Origin of the sequence: Chloroflexus aurantiacus J-10-fl, assembly GCF_000018865.1 — a bacterium.
Taxonomy (GTDB): Bacteria; Chloroflexota; Chloroflexia; order Chloroflexales; family Chloroflexaceae; genus Chloroflexus; species Chloroflexus aurantiacus.
Genome location: NC_010175.1, coordinates 3388382 through 3404596 on the forward strand (window position 1 = coordinate 3388382; position 16215 = coordinate 3404596).

At 56.2% G+C, this 16215-nt stretch carries 10 protein-coding genes and 1 tRNA gene; 8 read left to right on the forward strand and 3 right to left on the reverse strand.

The window, feature by feature from the left end; translation table 11 throughout:
* Nucleotides 1-157: 157 nt before the first annotated feature.
* Nucleotides 158-1564, reverse strand: coding sequence for a peptidase MA family metallohydrolase (locus CAUR_RS13355; RefSeq protein WP_012258403.1), 1407 nt, complete (start codon nt 1562-1564; stop codon nt 158-160).
* 49 nt (nt 1565-1613) lie between these two features.
* Here CAUR_RS13355 and CAUR_RS13360 point away from each other — a divergent pair, with 49 nt between their 5' ends.
* A complete protein-coding gene (locus CAUR_RS13360) occupies nt 1614-2819 on the forward strand; it encodes a DUF3095 domain-containing protein (protein WP_012258404.1) in 1206 nt (401 codons plus the stop codon).
* Here the strand turns inward: CAUR_RS13360 and ppk1 are convergent.
* The gene (gene ppk1, locus CAUR_RS13365; RefSeq protein ID WP_044233899.1) at nt 2803-4902 is read right to left on the reverse strand and encodes a polyphosphate kinase 1; all 2100 of its coding nucleotides are present in this window, start codon (nt 4900-4902) and stop codon (nt 2803-2805) included. The genes CAUR_RS13360 and ppk1 overlap by 17 nt on opposite strands.
* Nucleotides 4903-5074: 172 nt before the next feature.
* Here ppk1 and CAUR_RS13370 point away from each other — a divergent pair.
* The 7 genes from CAUR_RS13370 to pgl all read left to right on the forward strand — a co-directional run bounded on the left by CAUR_RS13370 (nt 5075) and on the right by pgl (nt 14826).
* Nucleotides 5075-5151, forward strand: a tRNA-Val gene (locus tag CAUR_RS13370).
* A 92-nt stretch (nt 5152-5243) separates the two neighbouring features.
* Nucleotides 5244-6479, forward strand: a complete 1236-nt coding sequence (locus CAUR_RS13375; protein ID WP_015909244.1) for an MFS transporter — start codon at nt 5244-5246, stop codon at nt 6477-6479.
* 234 nt (nt 6480-6713) lie between these two features.
* On the forward strand, nt 6714-7001 hold the full coding sequence (locus tag CAUR_RS13380; protein WP_012258407.1) for a hypothetical protein: 288 nt from the start codon (nt 6714-6716) through the stop codon (nt 6999-7001).
* Nucleotides 7002-7089: 88 nt separating this feature from the next.
* Entirely contained in the window at nt 7090-9543 is a 2454-nt protein-coding gene (locus tag CAUR_RS13385) for a flippase activity-associated protein Agl23 (protein WP_012258408.1), read from the forward strand.
* A gap of 25 nt (nt 9544-9568) precedes the next feature.
* Entirely contained in the window at nt 9569-12937 is a 3369-nt protein-coding gene (locus CAUR_RS13390; RefSeq protein ID WP_015909245.1) for a flippase activity-associated protein Agl23, read from the forward strand.
* Nucleotides 12934-13917 (forward strand): aminoglycoside phosphotransferase family protein, encoded by a 984-nt coding sequence (locus CAUR_RS13395; RefSeq protein ID WP_012258410.1) that lies wholly within the window; start codon nt 12934-12936, stop codon nt 13915-13917. Before CAUR_RS13390 ends, CAUR_RS13395 begins: the two co-directional genes overlap by 4 nt.
* Before the next feature lie 159 nt (nt 13918-14076).
* Complete coding sequence (pgl, locus tag CAUR_RS13400) at nt 14077-14826, forward strand: 6-phosphogluconolactonase (RefSeq protein ID WP_012258411.1); 750 nt, start codon at nt 14077-14079, stop codon at nt 14824-14826.
* A 216-nt stretch (nt 14827-15042) separates the two neighbouring features.
* Here the strand turns inward: pgl and CAUR_RS13405 are convergent, their stop codons facing one another.
* Nucleotides 15043-16074, reverse strand: coding sequence for a Uma2 family endonuclease (locus CAUR_RS13405; RefSeq protein ID WP_012258412.1), 1032 nt, complete (start codon nt 16072-16074; stop codon nt 15043-15045).
* Between the last annotated feature and the right edge of the window lie 141 nt (nt 16075-16215).

Consider the following 16215-nt stretch of genomic DNA (forward strand, 5'->3'; position numbering starts at 1 on the left):
TTTACCGGCCTATACACTGCATTCACAGGATTATCCCAACGTAGCGCAGATCACGTTTTATGTCACCGCGTACATAGCGCAAAAGCGGGTGATACGTCTGTGATACCCGTATCGTGATCTGTCTCTAGTTCCCCATGATCACCTGATCTGCCGTGTATCACCACGGTCGGGAAGGTGTCATAAGCTGGCGGCTGATCAACCGAATGGACAAAACAGCCGCACCGAGGAAGAGCAAAGCCACAGCAATCGTGCGTTGCTGGGCAGCCAGACTACGACGCAGGGCCAATGCGTTGTCGCGGCGTACTTCATCACCGAGAGCGGCAAACTCGCGAGCCGCCGTTTCAGCGTTGGCACTGGCGCCGGCCAGATCTAGCTGGCGTGCCTGTTCACTTGCCCGGCGTAACGTCTCACTTGCCTGTAAGCCACGTGCGACGCGGGCCCGGTATTCGGCAAGAATCGTCATTTGCCGCTGATCCCCGATCTCGCGGTAAGCCTGCTCTGCCTGCCCGATCAACCGCTCTGCCTGCTCGTATTCTCCTTGCAGCAATGCAGTGCGAGCTGCTACGGTCAGTTGATTGGCCCGCAGGCCGGTTTGGGCTTGCGCCTGTAGCGCAGCGAGGGTCGGTTGCGTCTCTTCATCCGCAATCGTCCTGAGCCGTTCTGCTTCACGGAGTGCCGCTTCGTAATCACCTGCCGCGATCAACTGTTGTACTGGCTCTAGATCAATGCTCACTGGCCGCATCTGGTCGGCTTCGATCTGGAGAAAACCGGGCAGCCAGGCGCGCCATTCGGCTTCGAGGGTTGTGGTTGAGACACCGTACACGTCAGAGATTGCCGACCGGTAGCCGCTGCTTTCAGCCAGAGTGGTAAGAAATTGCCGGAACCGCTCAAAACCATCACGCTCAATTAAAAACGTGACGATTGACCAGGTCTGTGGATAGCTCAATTCGGGTTGACCATAGATCGCATTTCGATCATCGAGCACAGCCCACGGCCACAACTCATTCCGTTGCCAGAGGGCACGCAATATCGCCAGCTTACCATCGCGATCCGGCCCCGGCAACTCCATATACTGCGCAATCCCTTCCTGCAAACCCACGTTCAGTTTGCCGTCGCTCAATTCCGCAGCGAAGATATGGGTCAACTCGTGGCGTAGATTGTTGAGCTGAGAGACTTCATCCTGTAATCGCGCCCTTTCGACAATCACCACAACTTCACGACGCCGAAAATCGGCATGGGCAATCACCCCTGGAACGTTGCGGGCTGCCGGATTGGCGGCGAAGTACGCATTACTGGTAGGATACAATCGTAAGGTGAGCGGCGTCACCGGACGAAACTCAAAAATGGTGCTAAGCTCGTTATAGAGATCGTCAATAATAGGAGCATACCTGTCTGCAATCGTCGCATCATCAGGAGTGTAAATGATCCGAAAGTGGGTCGTACTCTGCTCGACCCACGTGGGTTGAGCAAGAGCTACACTCCCGCTTAAGAAGACGCAGAGAGCGCCAAGGGCAATCAGCCAGAGTCGTAATCTGATCATAATCGTAGTTACCAAACAGTTCATGGTAAGCTCAGTGTACCACGTTTGATCACAAGATGCCAGGAGAGAGACAATGACAATAGATTTCTTTGCCCGCCTTCCTACGATGAGCAGATTCGGTGAGATTACCGATCTGAATGCTTATCAGCCGTTACCCGCCGACTGGACCGTCTTCATTTGCGATGTGCGTGGGTCAACACGGGCCGTCGCTGAAGGCCGGTATAAGGAGGTCAATATGATCGGTGCGGCAACAATTACAGCCGCACTGAATGTTGCCGGTGAGATAGAGATTCCGTTTGTGTTTGGAGGTGACGGGGCGTCAATTGCTGTACCACCGACTCTGGCTGAAACGACTGCGCAAGCCTTAAGCGCGGTAAGTGCGCTCTCGCAACAGGCGTTTAACCTGGAGTTACGGGTTGGGGCAGTGCCGGTGACCACAATCACGAATGCCGGCTATCAGGTGCTGGTCGGTCGACTGGCACTGACGCAACAGGTGGTGCAGGCGGTATTTAGTGGCGGTGGGATCAGTTATGCCGAGCAATTGATCAAAGATGAAGTTTGTGCTGAAGAGCGTTTAATCCATCCCGGTGATGCGGATGCTGCCAATTTGAGTGGCCTTGAATGTCGGTGGGATACTATTCCGCCAGCGCATGGAGCCGCATTGTGCCTGATCGTCCAGGCCAGCCTTCGCTCAGACCCAATCGGTTCAATGACAGTGTATCGTTCGATCATTGAAGCGATTGAACAGATTTACGGCGGCGATCAGGCGTATCATCCATTACATTACACGATGATGCAGGCAAGTGCCAAACCCGGTAGGCTCTGGCCTGAAGCCCGCTTGCGTGGGGGCGATGGTCGACTGGCGCAGCTACGTTATTGGGCCCAAATCTACGGTCTAAACCTGGGTGTTCGTGGTTACCGCTGGTTGCAGCGCCTGCGCGGCGAAGATCCGTGGTGGGATCGGTATCGCCAACACGTCACGGCTGCCGCTGACTACCGGAAATACGACGACGCCTTGCGCATGATCATCTCTGGTCCAGACGAGCGCCACGATCAGTTGTTGGAGCTACTGCACTCCCGATTCAGCGCCGGTGATCTGGTATTTGGTGCGCACCGCTCGCCTGAAGTAATGCTCACGTGTCTGGTGTTTGAGCGAATGGGGCGCCAGATCCATTTTGTTGACGGTGCCGATGGAGGCTTTACCCTGGCAGCGCGTGATCTCAAACAACGCCTGAGAGCTATCAACCAATCAGCCGAATTGATTAACAACCAGGGATGATCCGTTTCGGGTCTTGACTATCGATTACCTCAGCGTCATCAGGCGTTATCCGAACATAGCGACCGTCGGGTTGCAGCTCACGGGCACGCAGATTGTCTGCGAGATAGGTACTGAGCAGCGTCTCGGTAACGTACTGCATGGCTACCGGATCAACCAGTGGAAATAGCTCTTCGACGCGCCGATCAAGGTTGCGTTCCATCAAATCGGCACTTCCGATATAGATCTTTGGTTTGCCGCCGTGGTGAAAATAGTAAATCCGACTATGTTCAAGATACCGGCCAACAATTGACCGCACGCGAATTGTTTCAGAAAGCCCTGGCACCTGTGGCCGCAGCGAGCACATCCCGCGCACGATCAGATCGATCTGAACACCGGCCTGCGAGGCAGCATACAGCGCATCGATAATTTTGGGATCAACCAGCGCATTCATCTTGAAGATAAGCCGCCCATTCCCGTGTAAGCGGTGGAGGGCAATCTCCTCTTCGATCAATTCGGTGAGACGGCGACGCAAGTTCACCGGTGCTACCAGCAAAGTTCGATATTCCTTCTGCCGGCTATACGCAGTCAGGTAGTTGAAGAGATCAACCACATCTGCCGCAATTTCAGGCCGGCAGGTAAGCAGACCCAGGTCGGTGTAGATACGGGCGGTTGCCGCATTGTAGTTGCCGGTACCGAGATGAACATAACACCGAATGCCGTCAGTTTCCTGCCGAACTACCATCGCCAGCTTGGCATGTACCTTCAGACCTACCAGACCATACACGACGTGGACGCCGGCACGTTCCATCGCCCGTGCCCAGATGATATTGTTCTCTTCATCGAAACGGGCTTTGAGTTCGACAACGACGGTTACCTGCTTACCCTGCTCGCGAGCATGCATTAATGCCTGAACGATAGGCGAATTGCGACCGACTCGATACAGGGTTTGCTTGATCGCCAGCACCTGTGGGTCTTCGGCTGCCGCCTGAATAAAATCAATGATCGGGGTGAAAGAGTGGTACGGATGGTGCAGTAGTATATCTTGCTTCTTAATCGCTTCAAAGAGATTTGGCGTATTTTTCAACACTGCCGGCAGGCGGGGAACATACGGTGGATCTTTCAGGTCTGGCCGGTCAATCTGGGTCAGTTGCATCAGATCGCTGAGACCGAGTGGGCCACGCACGGTATAGATGTCTTCGGCACCGACCTTGAGATTAGCTGCCAGTAAGCGGCAGATGCGTTCGGGCATCGCATCATCGACCGCCAGCCGAACCACCTCGCCGAACCGGCGCTGCCGTAACCCTTGCTCAATTGTAGCCAGCAGATCGTCGGCTTCGTCTTCCTCAATCTCAACATCAGCGTTGCGGGTGACCCGGAAGGGGTACACTTCCACCACATTCATTCCCGGAAACAGTTGATCAATGTGTTCGGCGATTACCTGCTCGAGCCAGACAAAGCAATGGCAGCGGCTGGTGGGCAGATCGCCGACAGGTGGACACAACTCCGATGGGAGTGGAATTAAACGCGGTAACACTTCAGGTACCTTAACGCGGGCAAAGAGTTCACCCTTTGCCTGATCGCGAATCACCACCGCGAGATTGAGGCTCAGATTCGAGATAAACGGGAAGGGGCGACTCGAATCAAATGCGAGTGGAGTTAAGACGGGAAACACCTGCCGTCGAAAGTAATCGGCTACCCAGGCTCGCTGATCATCGTTGAGAGTGGCGGTATTGAGAATCGCAATCCCTTGTTCTTGCAGGGCGGGAAGCAAGTCATAAAGCAAAAGCTTGCGTTCCTGTTCAAGGAGGGGGATCAAAATGCGGCGAATCGCACTGAGCTGCTCTGCCGGCGTTTGGCCATCGGGTGAACGCTTTTGAACACCGGCCCGAATTTGTTGCTTGATCCCACTGACGCGAATCATGAAAAACTCATCAAGATTGGAGGCAAAAATTGCCAGAAACTTCACGCGCTCAAGCAAAGGATTGCGTGCATCCATCGCCTCTTCAAGCACGCGACGATTGAACTCGATTAGACTCAATTCGCGATTGAAGTAACGTGCTTCAGCCAGGGATTGCGTTTCAGATATGGTTGATGGAACTGTCATAACAATAACCGTTAACATGGCACCTGTCGACCAGAGACAGGTGCGAATGTGATACCGGCAAGCAAGAATTATGGGATAACGCATAAACGCAAGCGATAACTTAGCAATAGTATAGTAGGGATCGATTATTTGCACAAACCGGCCAAATGTGCTATACTCTTCGCCAGAACGAGGGCGATTAGCTCAGTTGGTTAGAGCGCATCGTTCACACCGATGAGGTCACTGGTTCGAGTCCAGTATCGCCCACCACTCCTTTTGCGCGGCCAATTGGCCGCGCACTGATTTTCGCCCCGATGAGGGATCGCTCGCAATGCGTGCGGGCCGATCAAAGGCAGTTCACCATGCGACCACTCATTTCGCGCGCCGAGCTGCGTGCACTCCTGCATCCGACCGATGTAACCGAGCGGAATGTGCGGAACGTTCTTATCGATGGGATTGGGGTCGGTATTGTTACGGGGGTTAGCGTTTTCCTGCCGGTGTTTCTGGCTCGTTTGGGGGCGTCAAGTCTGCTGGTCGGTTTGATTACCTCACTGCCGGCGTTGGCAGGTGCGTTGTTTGCACTGCCCATCGGACGCTTTCTCGAACGACAGCGCAACATCGTCATCTGGTATTCGGGCATGCGGTTCTGGGTGTTGGCTTCGTATGCGGTGTTTGGCTGTCTGCCTTTCTTCTTGCCGCTTGAGGCGGTGCCGTGGACGATTATTATCATCTGGGCGCTGGTGACCATTCCTTCGACCTTTGTCAACGTTGCCTTCACCATTGTGATGGGTGGGGTAGCCGGGCCACAGCGTCGCTACGCCCTGATGAGTATGCGCTGGTCGAGTCTCGGTCTTGCCACTGCTGTCACGGTTGCTATTATTGGTACGGTGCTTGAATTGTTCCCCTTTCCGCTCAATTATCAGGTGGTCTTCATCGGATCGGTCGTTGGTGGCCTGCTGAGCTTTTTCTTTTCGCGGGCAATCCTGTTGCCTGAGCGGAAGCCGGCCCCTGATAGTGATAAGAAAGGCGCATTACTGCTCGCTTTACGGCAGGCACCGCCGGCATTTGTTCGTTACGCCCTAAGTGCGTTTGTCTTTCGGGGTGGGGTGGCAATGGCTATTCCGCTGATCCCACTTTATTATGTGCGTGAAGCCGGGCTGAACGACGCCTGGATCGGTTTGATTAGCACGATTGGGAATGGTGTGCTACTAATCGCATATGCGGTCTGGTCTGCCGGTGTGCCCCGGTTGGGGAATAGGGGCGTCTTGCTGGCCAGCAGTCTCGGCATGGCCCTCTATCCCTTTGGACTGGCGATCACTGAAGCGCCCTGGTTGCTGGCACTGCTGGCCGGACTGGTCAATTTTTGTGTGGCCGGGAATGACCTGGTGAACTTTGATCTGGTCTTGAGCACGATCCCTGCCGGGCAACAGGCTACCTACGTTGGCCTCTTCCAGACGTTGCAAAACCTGGCCCTCTTCATGATGCCCTTAATCGCCACCTCACTCGCCGACGCCATCGGTATCGTCACCGTGCTGCTGATAGCCGGAGCGATGCGTTTGGTGGGGTTGGCTCTCTTTGCATGGCTGCGGATTGGTTAGCGTTATTTTGTGTAGCAGCAACCTGCGGTATGATGGTGCACGTCTCTTGAACATTGACAGGGTTGCGGAGAAGACGATGCCGGATCAGGCCAGTATGAAGGTAGAGTTTTGACTTGTTACGCCACACTGCCTGGATGGGCAGACTGTCGGTGAAAAGTTTTGGTAGAGAGATGAATGTAGCCTGGTCATAGTAAACATCAGGATGTTGGGTTTGATTAGAAACATACGTTGGTTATGTCACAACCTTCACTTCGTACAATTCTGGTGATTCGTCGTGGGTATGGACGACGCTATACCGATTTACCGGTTGATGAATTGACCGAGCAGCAGATAGTTATTGATTGCACCGGTGGCTATTTGCGACCAGAGCATATCGATCTTCGGGTTGACGATCTGGTGTACTGGCGGAAACAGGAACGTTACGTTGGGGCACGGATTAGCCAGGTGCAGCGTGATGGGCACCGGCTGATAGCATTGCTCAGCGATACCAGATTGATGCCGGAGGATTTCTTCCCGTACTGAATGTTTGCGGGTGAGGCTTGCTCTGCGTTGTGCGTTCGTGTACAATGCCTGCGATTTATGCGGTGTACTTCGCAATGCACTGGAATCTATGTCAATTGCAGAGATCGTTGAACGGCGCTGGACTCCAACAGTAGAACAGCTTTGCTACGCGGTCATTGCCGTGCTGGCGATTGTGAGTCGGTTGTGGGCCTTGGGTGATCGGGCGTTGCACCACGACGAGACGTTGCACGCGGCATACTCGTGGTTTCTTTTCAGTGGGCGCGGCTATATGCACGATCCCCTCTTGCACGGCCCACTCCTCTACTTCCTGGGGGCGCTGTTTTTTTTCCTGTTTGGTGATAATGATACAACGACCCGGCTGAGTGCAGCCCTGTTCAGTATTGCGCTGACCTTGAGTCCGATATTGCTCCGCCCGGTCATTGGGCGGCGGGCAGCGTTGGTCGCCAGCCTGTATTTGTTGATCTCACCTGTGGCGCTCTACGTCGGGCGCTTTTTTCGTCACGACATCTACTCGGTTGTCTGTGAAATGCTGGTGTTTGTGGCGATTGTGCGCTACGCCGCCGATCCGCGGCCACGCTGGCTATATCTGGGGATCACTGCCCTCGCCCTGATGCTGACCAATCAGGAGACCACATATCTCTACATCTTGATCTTTGCTGTGCCGCTGGCGATGCTCTTCTGCTGGCAGGTGTATCGGCCCGGCATCGCCTTGCTTACCGGCCTGGGGGTGATACTGGCCCTGCTGGTCTTTGTTCTTCCCGGCACAGCGGTAGTTGATGGAGCCCATCATGCGCGCCGTGATGCGAATGGGGCGATTGAGGTGGCCCAACCCGGCCCAATCTTCGGCTGGCCTCCGCTCGAAACCGAAGATAACGGTTACGCGCTGCTGGTGCGCAATCGCGCTGACAATGATGGTGGGCGGAGTGTCTGGGAGAATGGGCTGCGCTATCTGGCCGATATTGGTCGCTTTGTGAACCATCCGGCGATTTTGAGTGGGCTGGTGTTGTCGCTCACCATACTGGCAGTGTTCGTCTGGCTCATCTGGTTCCGCCGTGATGCCACAGGTACGACGCCGTGGGAACGATCACTGATGCGCGGTGAGCCGGCAGCTCTGCTATGTCGCAGTCTGGTTGCTGATCGGCGCTGGCAGGTTGCCCTGATTATTTTTGCTACCATTTATACACTGCTATTCACTGCCCTTCTGACCAACCTGCTGGGGCTGATTTCGGGGGTGGCCGGTTCGCTCCTGTACTGGTTGGCCCAGCACAACGTGCAGCGCGGCAGTCAGCCGGCTCACTACTATGCGGTTATTCTTGCGATCTACGAGCCGTTGCTGGTATTGGGAATGCTGATCGGCTTACCGCTCGCCGTCCAGGCGGTGCGGCAGCGCCGTCCAGAGGCGTTTGCTGTCGGTTTGATTGCCTGGTGGTCAGTCGCTGCCTTCGCCATTTACACCTGGGCTGGCGAGAAGATGCCGTGGCTTACCATTCATCTGACGCTTCCGCTCACCCTCTTGCTGGCCTGGGGATCGACCAGAATCGTCGAAATGGCTCAGCAGCAGGTGGCATACTGGCAGCAGATGTGGGATGAGCTGGCAACACCGGTCGAAGTCACTGCCGGATCGGACGTTGAGACCCGCACGTCAGGGGCCGGTGATCTGGCGCCGCTTTCCGCAGAGACCAGGCATTGGCTCAAGGACAATCGCGCGGGATGGTTGGGTCTTCCCAGGGGATCGTTGTTTAGCTTTGGTCTACTGCTCGGTTTGATCATCTGCCTGGGTTTTCTGCTGATCTCGATTACGGTCGCTGCCGGCCCAACATCACCCATTCAACCCTGGATGGTATTGCTCTTCATTCTGGCATTAGTCATTCTTCTCATCGTTGGGAGTGCACTGCGTTGGGGATGGACTGTCGCCGCCGCACTGACGACCATCTGCCTGATGGTAGCGATTGGTCTGTATACCGTGCGTAGCAGCGTCCGGCTGGCATATCAGACCGGAGATGTTGCGCGTGAGATGATGGTGTATACACAAACCTCGCCCGATGTGATGCGGGTGGTGCGACGATTGGAAGAGGCGGCCCTGCGGCGGGCCGGGGGGACGCGCCTGCCGGTGATGTACGACAACGAGACGGTCTGGCTCTGGTACCTGCGAGACTGGCCGGGCGCAGTTTCGGTACCGGGGGGCAGACTGAACGGCCCACCACCGGCTGATATTCAGGCGGTACTGATCTTGCAAGAGAATCTGGATCGCTATCCTGAAAATCGAACCTATCTGCAAGGGTTCGTTTTGCAGCGCTACCCCTTGCGCTGGTGGTTTCCCGAAGATCAGACGTATCGTATCAATGGTACCGGTAGTTCGCTGCTCGAACGGCTGTTACGCAATCCACTCGACTATGAAACGACAGCCCAATTGTGGAAATATCTGATGTTCCGGCAGCCACCGGCCGGGCTTGGCTCAACCGATTTTGTCGTTGCAGTACGGCCAGAACTGGCGCGCCAGATCGGGATCGGGCTTGGTGGATCACTGCGGATGGGAGAGTAGGCAACAACTCACAGTACGGATCACTATGGCAACACAGACCTTCGCAACCGAAAGCCTGCTCAGCCGGCGTTTACGAGCCGGCTGGCTGAATTGGGAGACGGCAGCATATACATTGATTATCATCGCCAGCATCATTGCTCACCTGTGGGGGCTGGATCGCATGGCGTTGCACCACGATGAGTCGATCCACGCCTGGTCGAGCTGGCGGCTGTATACCGGGGCAGGGTCATTTTCGTGCTGGAATGGTCTTGACGAAAATGGTAATGCCCGTGGTGGTTTGTACCACGAGACCTATTGCTACGATCCGGTTTACCATGGCCCATCACTCTACTTTCTGACCGCACTGGCCTACTTTTTGTTTGGTGATGGCGATGCACAGGCTCGTCTGCCGATGGCGCTTGCCGGGATTGGTCTGGTAGCATCGGCCTGGTGGTTGCGTCCGTATCTGGGGCGAGGCGGGGCGCTCATTGCCGCTCTTCTCCTTGGTTTTTCGCCGTCACTCCTCTACTACACCCGGTTTGCCCGCCACGATGGGCTGATGGTACTGTGGGAACTGTGGATGGTGATCGGCGCATTGCGCTGGATCGATACCGGAAGAGCGCAGTGGTTGTATCTGGTCGCGGTAGGGTTAGCACTGGCAATTGCTACTCACGAACTCTACTATATTCTGCTGTTCATCTTCGGTGTTTTCGTATTGATGCGACTGCTGGCCGAGAGCCGTTTTGCACGCTATCTGAATATCGTGTTGCTGGTGGTCATCGGTTTGTGTGTGGCGCTGATGATCATCAATCCGCCATTGCCCTTTGGTCGTGGCTTATACGTTGGCGAGAAGGCATTTCTGATTGCTTCGGCGCTGGTGCTGGCCTGGCTCTGTCAGCGTCTCTGGCCGCCAGAATCGGTATTGACGTCGCGTCTGCGTGCGTTGTGGCAAACCGAACGCAACACATTATGGACGGCACTGGCGATTTTGGGTGGCATATACCTGGTGCTGTATACCAGTTTCTTTACCTATCTGCCAGGGGCGATTGACGGTATTACGGCTGGTCTTATCTACTGGCTGGGTAGCCAGCAAGAATACGCCCGTGGTGATCAGCCCTGGTACTACTATCTGATGCTGTTGCCGCTGTATGAACCCCTGGCCGTCTTCAGTGGACTGGGGGTGGTGGGAGCGATGATCGTCGCGGTGATACGGCGCTGGCAGATCAAGCGGCAAGCGGTGTCATCTGCGCCCGATGCCGAGGCGAGCGATCTGGCCGATGTTGATGAGTCAGCACGCCTGAAAGCAATGGCACCATGGCCGCTCTACCCCCTTCTGGTCGTTTTCTGGTTTTTTACCGCCATAATCATCTTCTCGTGGGCAGGCGAAAAGATGCCGTGGCTGGTTGTTCATATGTCCCTGCCTGGTAATCTGCTTGCAGCGTGGGTTTGTGGCCGTTTCATTGATGTTATCCGGCGCGAGCGGCCTGATGCCCAGATATGGCTCGTACCATTAACAGTGGTTCTGCTTGGCGTAGCTATTGGGGTCGCCTTCTGGCGCTTGAGTACAGGTGGGCAGACAGCAATCTTACAGGCAATTGTTCCACTCCTGATAGTGTTTGGTCTGATCTATGCGTTGCTTTCGCTGATAGGACGGTTGGGTATTCGTTCGGTCAGTGCAGCATTGGGGATCACGGTCTCGTTACTGCTGGCGGCGTATATGATCCGGGCCACGTGGCTGGTGGTGTATGATCATCCCGATGTCCCGGTTGAACCACTCATTTACACCCAAACCGCGCCTGATGTACCGCGCTATGCTGCCGATATTCGTGAGCTGGCGATTAATCTGACCCGTGGTAACCGGGGGCCACAAGACCCCACCGGTGGTTTGACTATGCCACTCATTCTGGATGGTGGTGACAGGAGCGCAGAAGGTTCGCTGGCCTGGCCTTTGCAGTGGTATCTGCGCGACTTCAAGAACATATCCTGGGTGAACGGAAGTGAGCTGGGGCGGGTGCCGTCGGTAGATCAATTAACGGTGACAATGCCCGACGGTAATCGTGATCTGGCCCCTATTGTGATGCTGTACCGTCCCTTCGTCACGGATCGGCTGCGCGATATTCTGCGCGAGTCGTATGTGCAACCTTACGGGCAGGCAGGGGTCTTCAACTGGTGGTTTCCCGAAGGTAACAAGTGTTCACCGCAGAGTCCGGGGTATAAGCGCTTCTACTACAGTACCTGGTCGGCAGCCGCTGCCCAGGCCGATTGTGGCCGCGATTTGAGTAGTGAGTTGCACGGGCCATTTGATGTGCTGCTCTGGCCGTTCCAACGCGAAAACTGGCCGACCCTGGGTCGTTATCTGCTCTTCCGTCAGTTGCCGGAGCCGTTGATACTCAGTGGCCGCGAGGTCGAGGTGTGGCTACGGCGCGATTTGGCAGGTGGGACGGCTCAAACAACGACTGTTACCGCAGCGCCCGAACTGCGGCTAGCGGCCTTGAACGAGGTTAGATTGTCAAGCGGTGGAAGTGGTGCGACAGGGATTGCTATTGACCAACAGGGGCAGATCTACGTGGCCGATACCTACAACCACCGCATTGAAGTCTTTGCCCCCGATGGTACACTGGTTCGTAATTTTGGTGGTCAGGGCAACGGTCTGGATCAGTTCTACGAACCGCGAGGACTGGCTTTCGATAGTCAGGGCAATCTTTACATTGCCGATACCTGGAATGCGCGGGTCGTCAAATACAGTGCCGATCTGCGCCCAATAGCGAGCTGGGGGAGCGGTGATATGGATCTCGGTGATGGTCGGCGGGCAACGATCACCGAGGGCGATCCGGCACGCAATGCAGCAGCACCACTCGGCTTTTTTGGGCCACGTGGGATCGCGGTTGATGCGGCGGATAATGTTTACATTGCCGATACCGGCAACAAGCGAATTGTCGTTACCGACAGTAATGGACAGTTCCTCTACCAGTTCGGTGGTGCCGGGAGTGCACCGGGTCAATTCAACGAGCCAACCAGTCTGGCGTTTGATGCGGCAGGTAATCTCTACGTGGCCGATACCTGGAACGGACGGGTACAGGTGTTCGGTCGTGGTGCTGATGGTCGCATTGATCCGATCCCACTGGCAACGTGGCCGGTGCCGGGCTGGCAGGCCAATACCTATGACGATCCGATGCTGGCTGTTAGCCCGGAGGGAACCGTCTACATTGCGGTACCGTCCCGTCAGCACGTGCTAACGGCAAACGCTGCCGGTGAACCATTGCTGCGGTGGACTGGGGTTGGCAGTGATAGTGTGCCAATCGCCAGTCCGAGTGGCATTGTCGTTGCGACTGATGGGAGTGTCTGGATTGTTGATCGCCTGAGTGGGCGAGCGGCACGCTTTAGTTTACCGGCGCTTGCGCCTTCGACACCATGATCGTTAGCGATTTTCGTCATCTTAATCATACCGTCTCGCCGGCGGCGACCGAACTTAGCGAAGCCTGGCAGCGTAGCCTGAGCAGGCTGGGAGATTATACGGCAATGGTGGTACGGGCGCTCAACCTGCGTCCCCAGGCCGCCGCACTCTATCGACAGACCGACCGCCATCTGTTGGTACGGCTGACCTTGTCGGGTGAGCATGTCATCCTGCGGGTAGCACCTGAAGATGATTTATCGGCCCATGTCACATTTTTACGCGGCCTGGCAGCAGGAGGGTTGCCGGGAGCACGCCTTATCCAGCGCGATTTGAGTAAAGCTTTTGTGCCGTTTGCCTACACGCTGGAGAGTTTTGTAGCCGGTAAAACTGCTGCCGATCTTGATGATGAACATCTGTTGCATAGTATTGCTCGCCAGGCCGGACGCGCCCTCCGTCGCTTGCACCGGCAACAAATGCCGGGTTTTGGCCGGCCAACCATCAGTGGTCGCTGGCCACGTCTGAGCTGGCGACACGTTTTGATCGCTATCGGGCAGCGTTTGGCCGGGTTGCCGATACCACAGTTGATCTTTAGCCCGGAAGAGGTACAGACATTACAGGCAGTTCTGCACGATCCACGCCTTGATTGCCCATCGCCGGTGCTGATGCATGGGAACTTTGGCCCACACGCCGTGCGCTGTACAGTCGGCGGTCAGCACGTACATCTTGAGGCGTTTGAGGAACCTGGTTGGTTCGTTAGTGGTGACGGCTTGTTTGATCTGGCATTCGGGTTGCGTGCCCATTTACCGGCAGCCTGGCGTGAAGGCTTGTACGAGGGCTATTGCAGTGCTGGAGCGTTGAGCGTGGCGGAAAGCGAGCGACTCCATCTGCTTTGCCTGTTGAGTTGTGCGTGGAGCGCGTGTGATCGCTATGCGCGGGGATTGCCGCACGAGACGGATGCTGAAGAGACCCGGCGGATGCTGGCTGCCGGTGTGGTAAGCTGATCTACGTGGTATTCAATCGGCTATCGATGTGGACGAGCGTATACCTGCCCTGTACCTGTCCAGATCGGAGCGCAGTGGACGCGCAGGGAATATCTGGTTTCTCATTGCTACGCTTTCAACACCTGTTGATAGCGTACAGTACCAGTTCAGGACACATCCATGAATGAACAGCAATCGATTCGGGTCTACGAGCACGCCGATGAGCTGTACCGGATGGCAGCGACATTTGTTGCTGAGCAGATTCGATCCGCAATTGATAATCGTGGGCAGGCGTTAATTGCGCTTTCGGGAGGAAGCCTGACCTCGCGCCTGTATCCATTGCTCGCGAATGCACCGTTGCGCGAACAGATTGACTGGAGCAGGGTGAGTATCGTATTTGCCGATGAACGGTATGTACCGTTCGACGACAGCGAGAACAATTATCGTGCGACACGACAGACGTTTCTCGATCACGTACCGGTACATGCCGATCAGGTTTTTCCGGTGCCGACCTACTATCGTGATCCGCAACAGGCAGCCACCATTTATCAGCAGCAGTTAACAGCGTTGCTGACAGCGCATGGCGGCCAGATTGACGTAGCATTGCTCGGCATGGGGCCGGATGGCCACACTGCATCGCTGTTTCCCCGGCATCCGGTTCTGACGGCAATTCCTGCCGGCGCATTGACTGTGGTTGTGGCCGATGCACCGAAACCACCACCACTGCGTCTGAGTTTAACGCCAGCCGCATTGAATACGGCACGCGCAGTGGTATTTGTGGTCAGCGGTGCCGACAAGGCAGCAGCCGTGGCAGCCGCGCTGGCCGATACCGGTGACGCAATGGCACAACCAACGCGCCTGATTAATCCGGTAGCAGGGACGGTCTATTGGATGCTGGATCGGGCAGCGGCAGAGAGGGTGACGCAGTAACCACGTGCGTCAACTATTCACGATGCCCATGCTCCGTGCTTTGCAGTGGTGCGAACGCGGCAAAGTGATATGTCAGCAGCCACGCAGCGTATCTGTTCACGATGTTCTTTCCGCACATTGAGGCGTATCGCTACCCGGGTTTTATTGTATTTCAGTTAATAGCCGGCACGAGCTGGTGACAGCCGCTCGTGCCGGGTGGCGAAGACTGAGATAGGGTTACGCTGTGTCACCACGTAATCGGCGTAGCTCAGCCTCAAGCTCACGCAGACGTGACTCGATGGCGGCACGGGCTTCGGCTTCGCGCCGGGCCTGTTCTTCGGCAAGCCGTGCCTGCGCCTCGGCCAGGGCACGGGCTTCGGCTTCGCGCTGGGCCTGTTCTTCGGCAAGCCGTGCCTGCGCCTCGGCCAGGGCACGGGCTTCAGCTTCGCGCCGGGCCTGTTCTTCGGCAAGCCGTGCCTGTGCCTCGGCCAGGGCACGGGCTTCAGCTTCGCGCCGGGCCTGTTCTTCGGCAGCGGCGCGGGCTGCGGCTTCGCGCCGGGCTTGCTGGGCCATCATCGTATAATCGCCCACAATCTCCCCTCGTTCGTTGTAGCACACCACGTGGTCATCCACGATCCCCAGCCAGAGCCGGGCGACATCCAGGTATATCCGCCCGTCTGCATCCGGCTTGTGCAGCACATAGCGCCGCCCTGCCAGGCGATAGTTGAGCAAGCGTAGCCGACGTGGCCCATGCCGGGATGTGTTGTCCACAATTACATATTGTGCCACCCTGGCGCGGGCATAATGTCTGACTTTGTCCTTTATATCTTTCTGACGGGTTTCTGGAGAGGTGATCTCGATGATTAATGCCGGTCGGTGACCCTCCTCCCGTACATCGAACGTACTCCAATCGAGCCGTTGAGCAATGCCGGGGATGACCATTACATCCGGGCCGTGCGGTCGCAGACCGGGCACGTCCCAGGCCACTCGCACATCGGTGAGTACGATGGCCTCACCCGTCGACTCAAGCCGCTCCCGCAACACGTTGGTGAGATACACCCGGTCGGTTTCGTGGCGGTCGCTATGCACGATGAAGTCTCCCACCTCCGGATGGAGGACATCGTCGAGGGTGAGTGGCACCTGTTCGAGATGATCGGGATCGTCGGGGGTGGGTCGGCGCACAAACCGCCAGCCGTAGCGAAACGGATCGTCCGTAGCCGGAGACGATGGGGCTGATACCAGTGTTGTTTCGGAGCGAGATTGACTCATGGTGATACCTCTCTCCCGGTGTGGGTATCGGTGTGAGTGCAGCATTAGAACTGTATTGTATCACACCGGCTGGGTTGCAAACTGATCGATGGGTAGTGGATACGTTCTGATGTGTGTCATACGGCAAACACGAACTGTCGC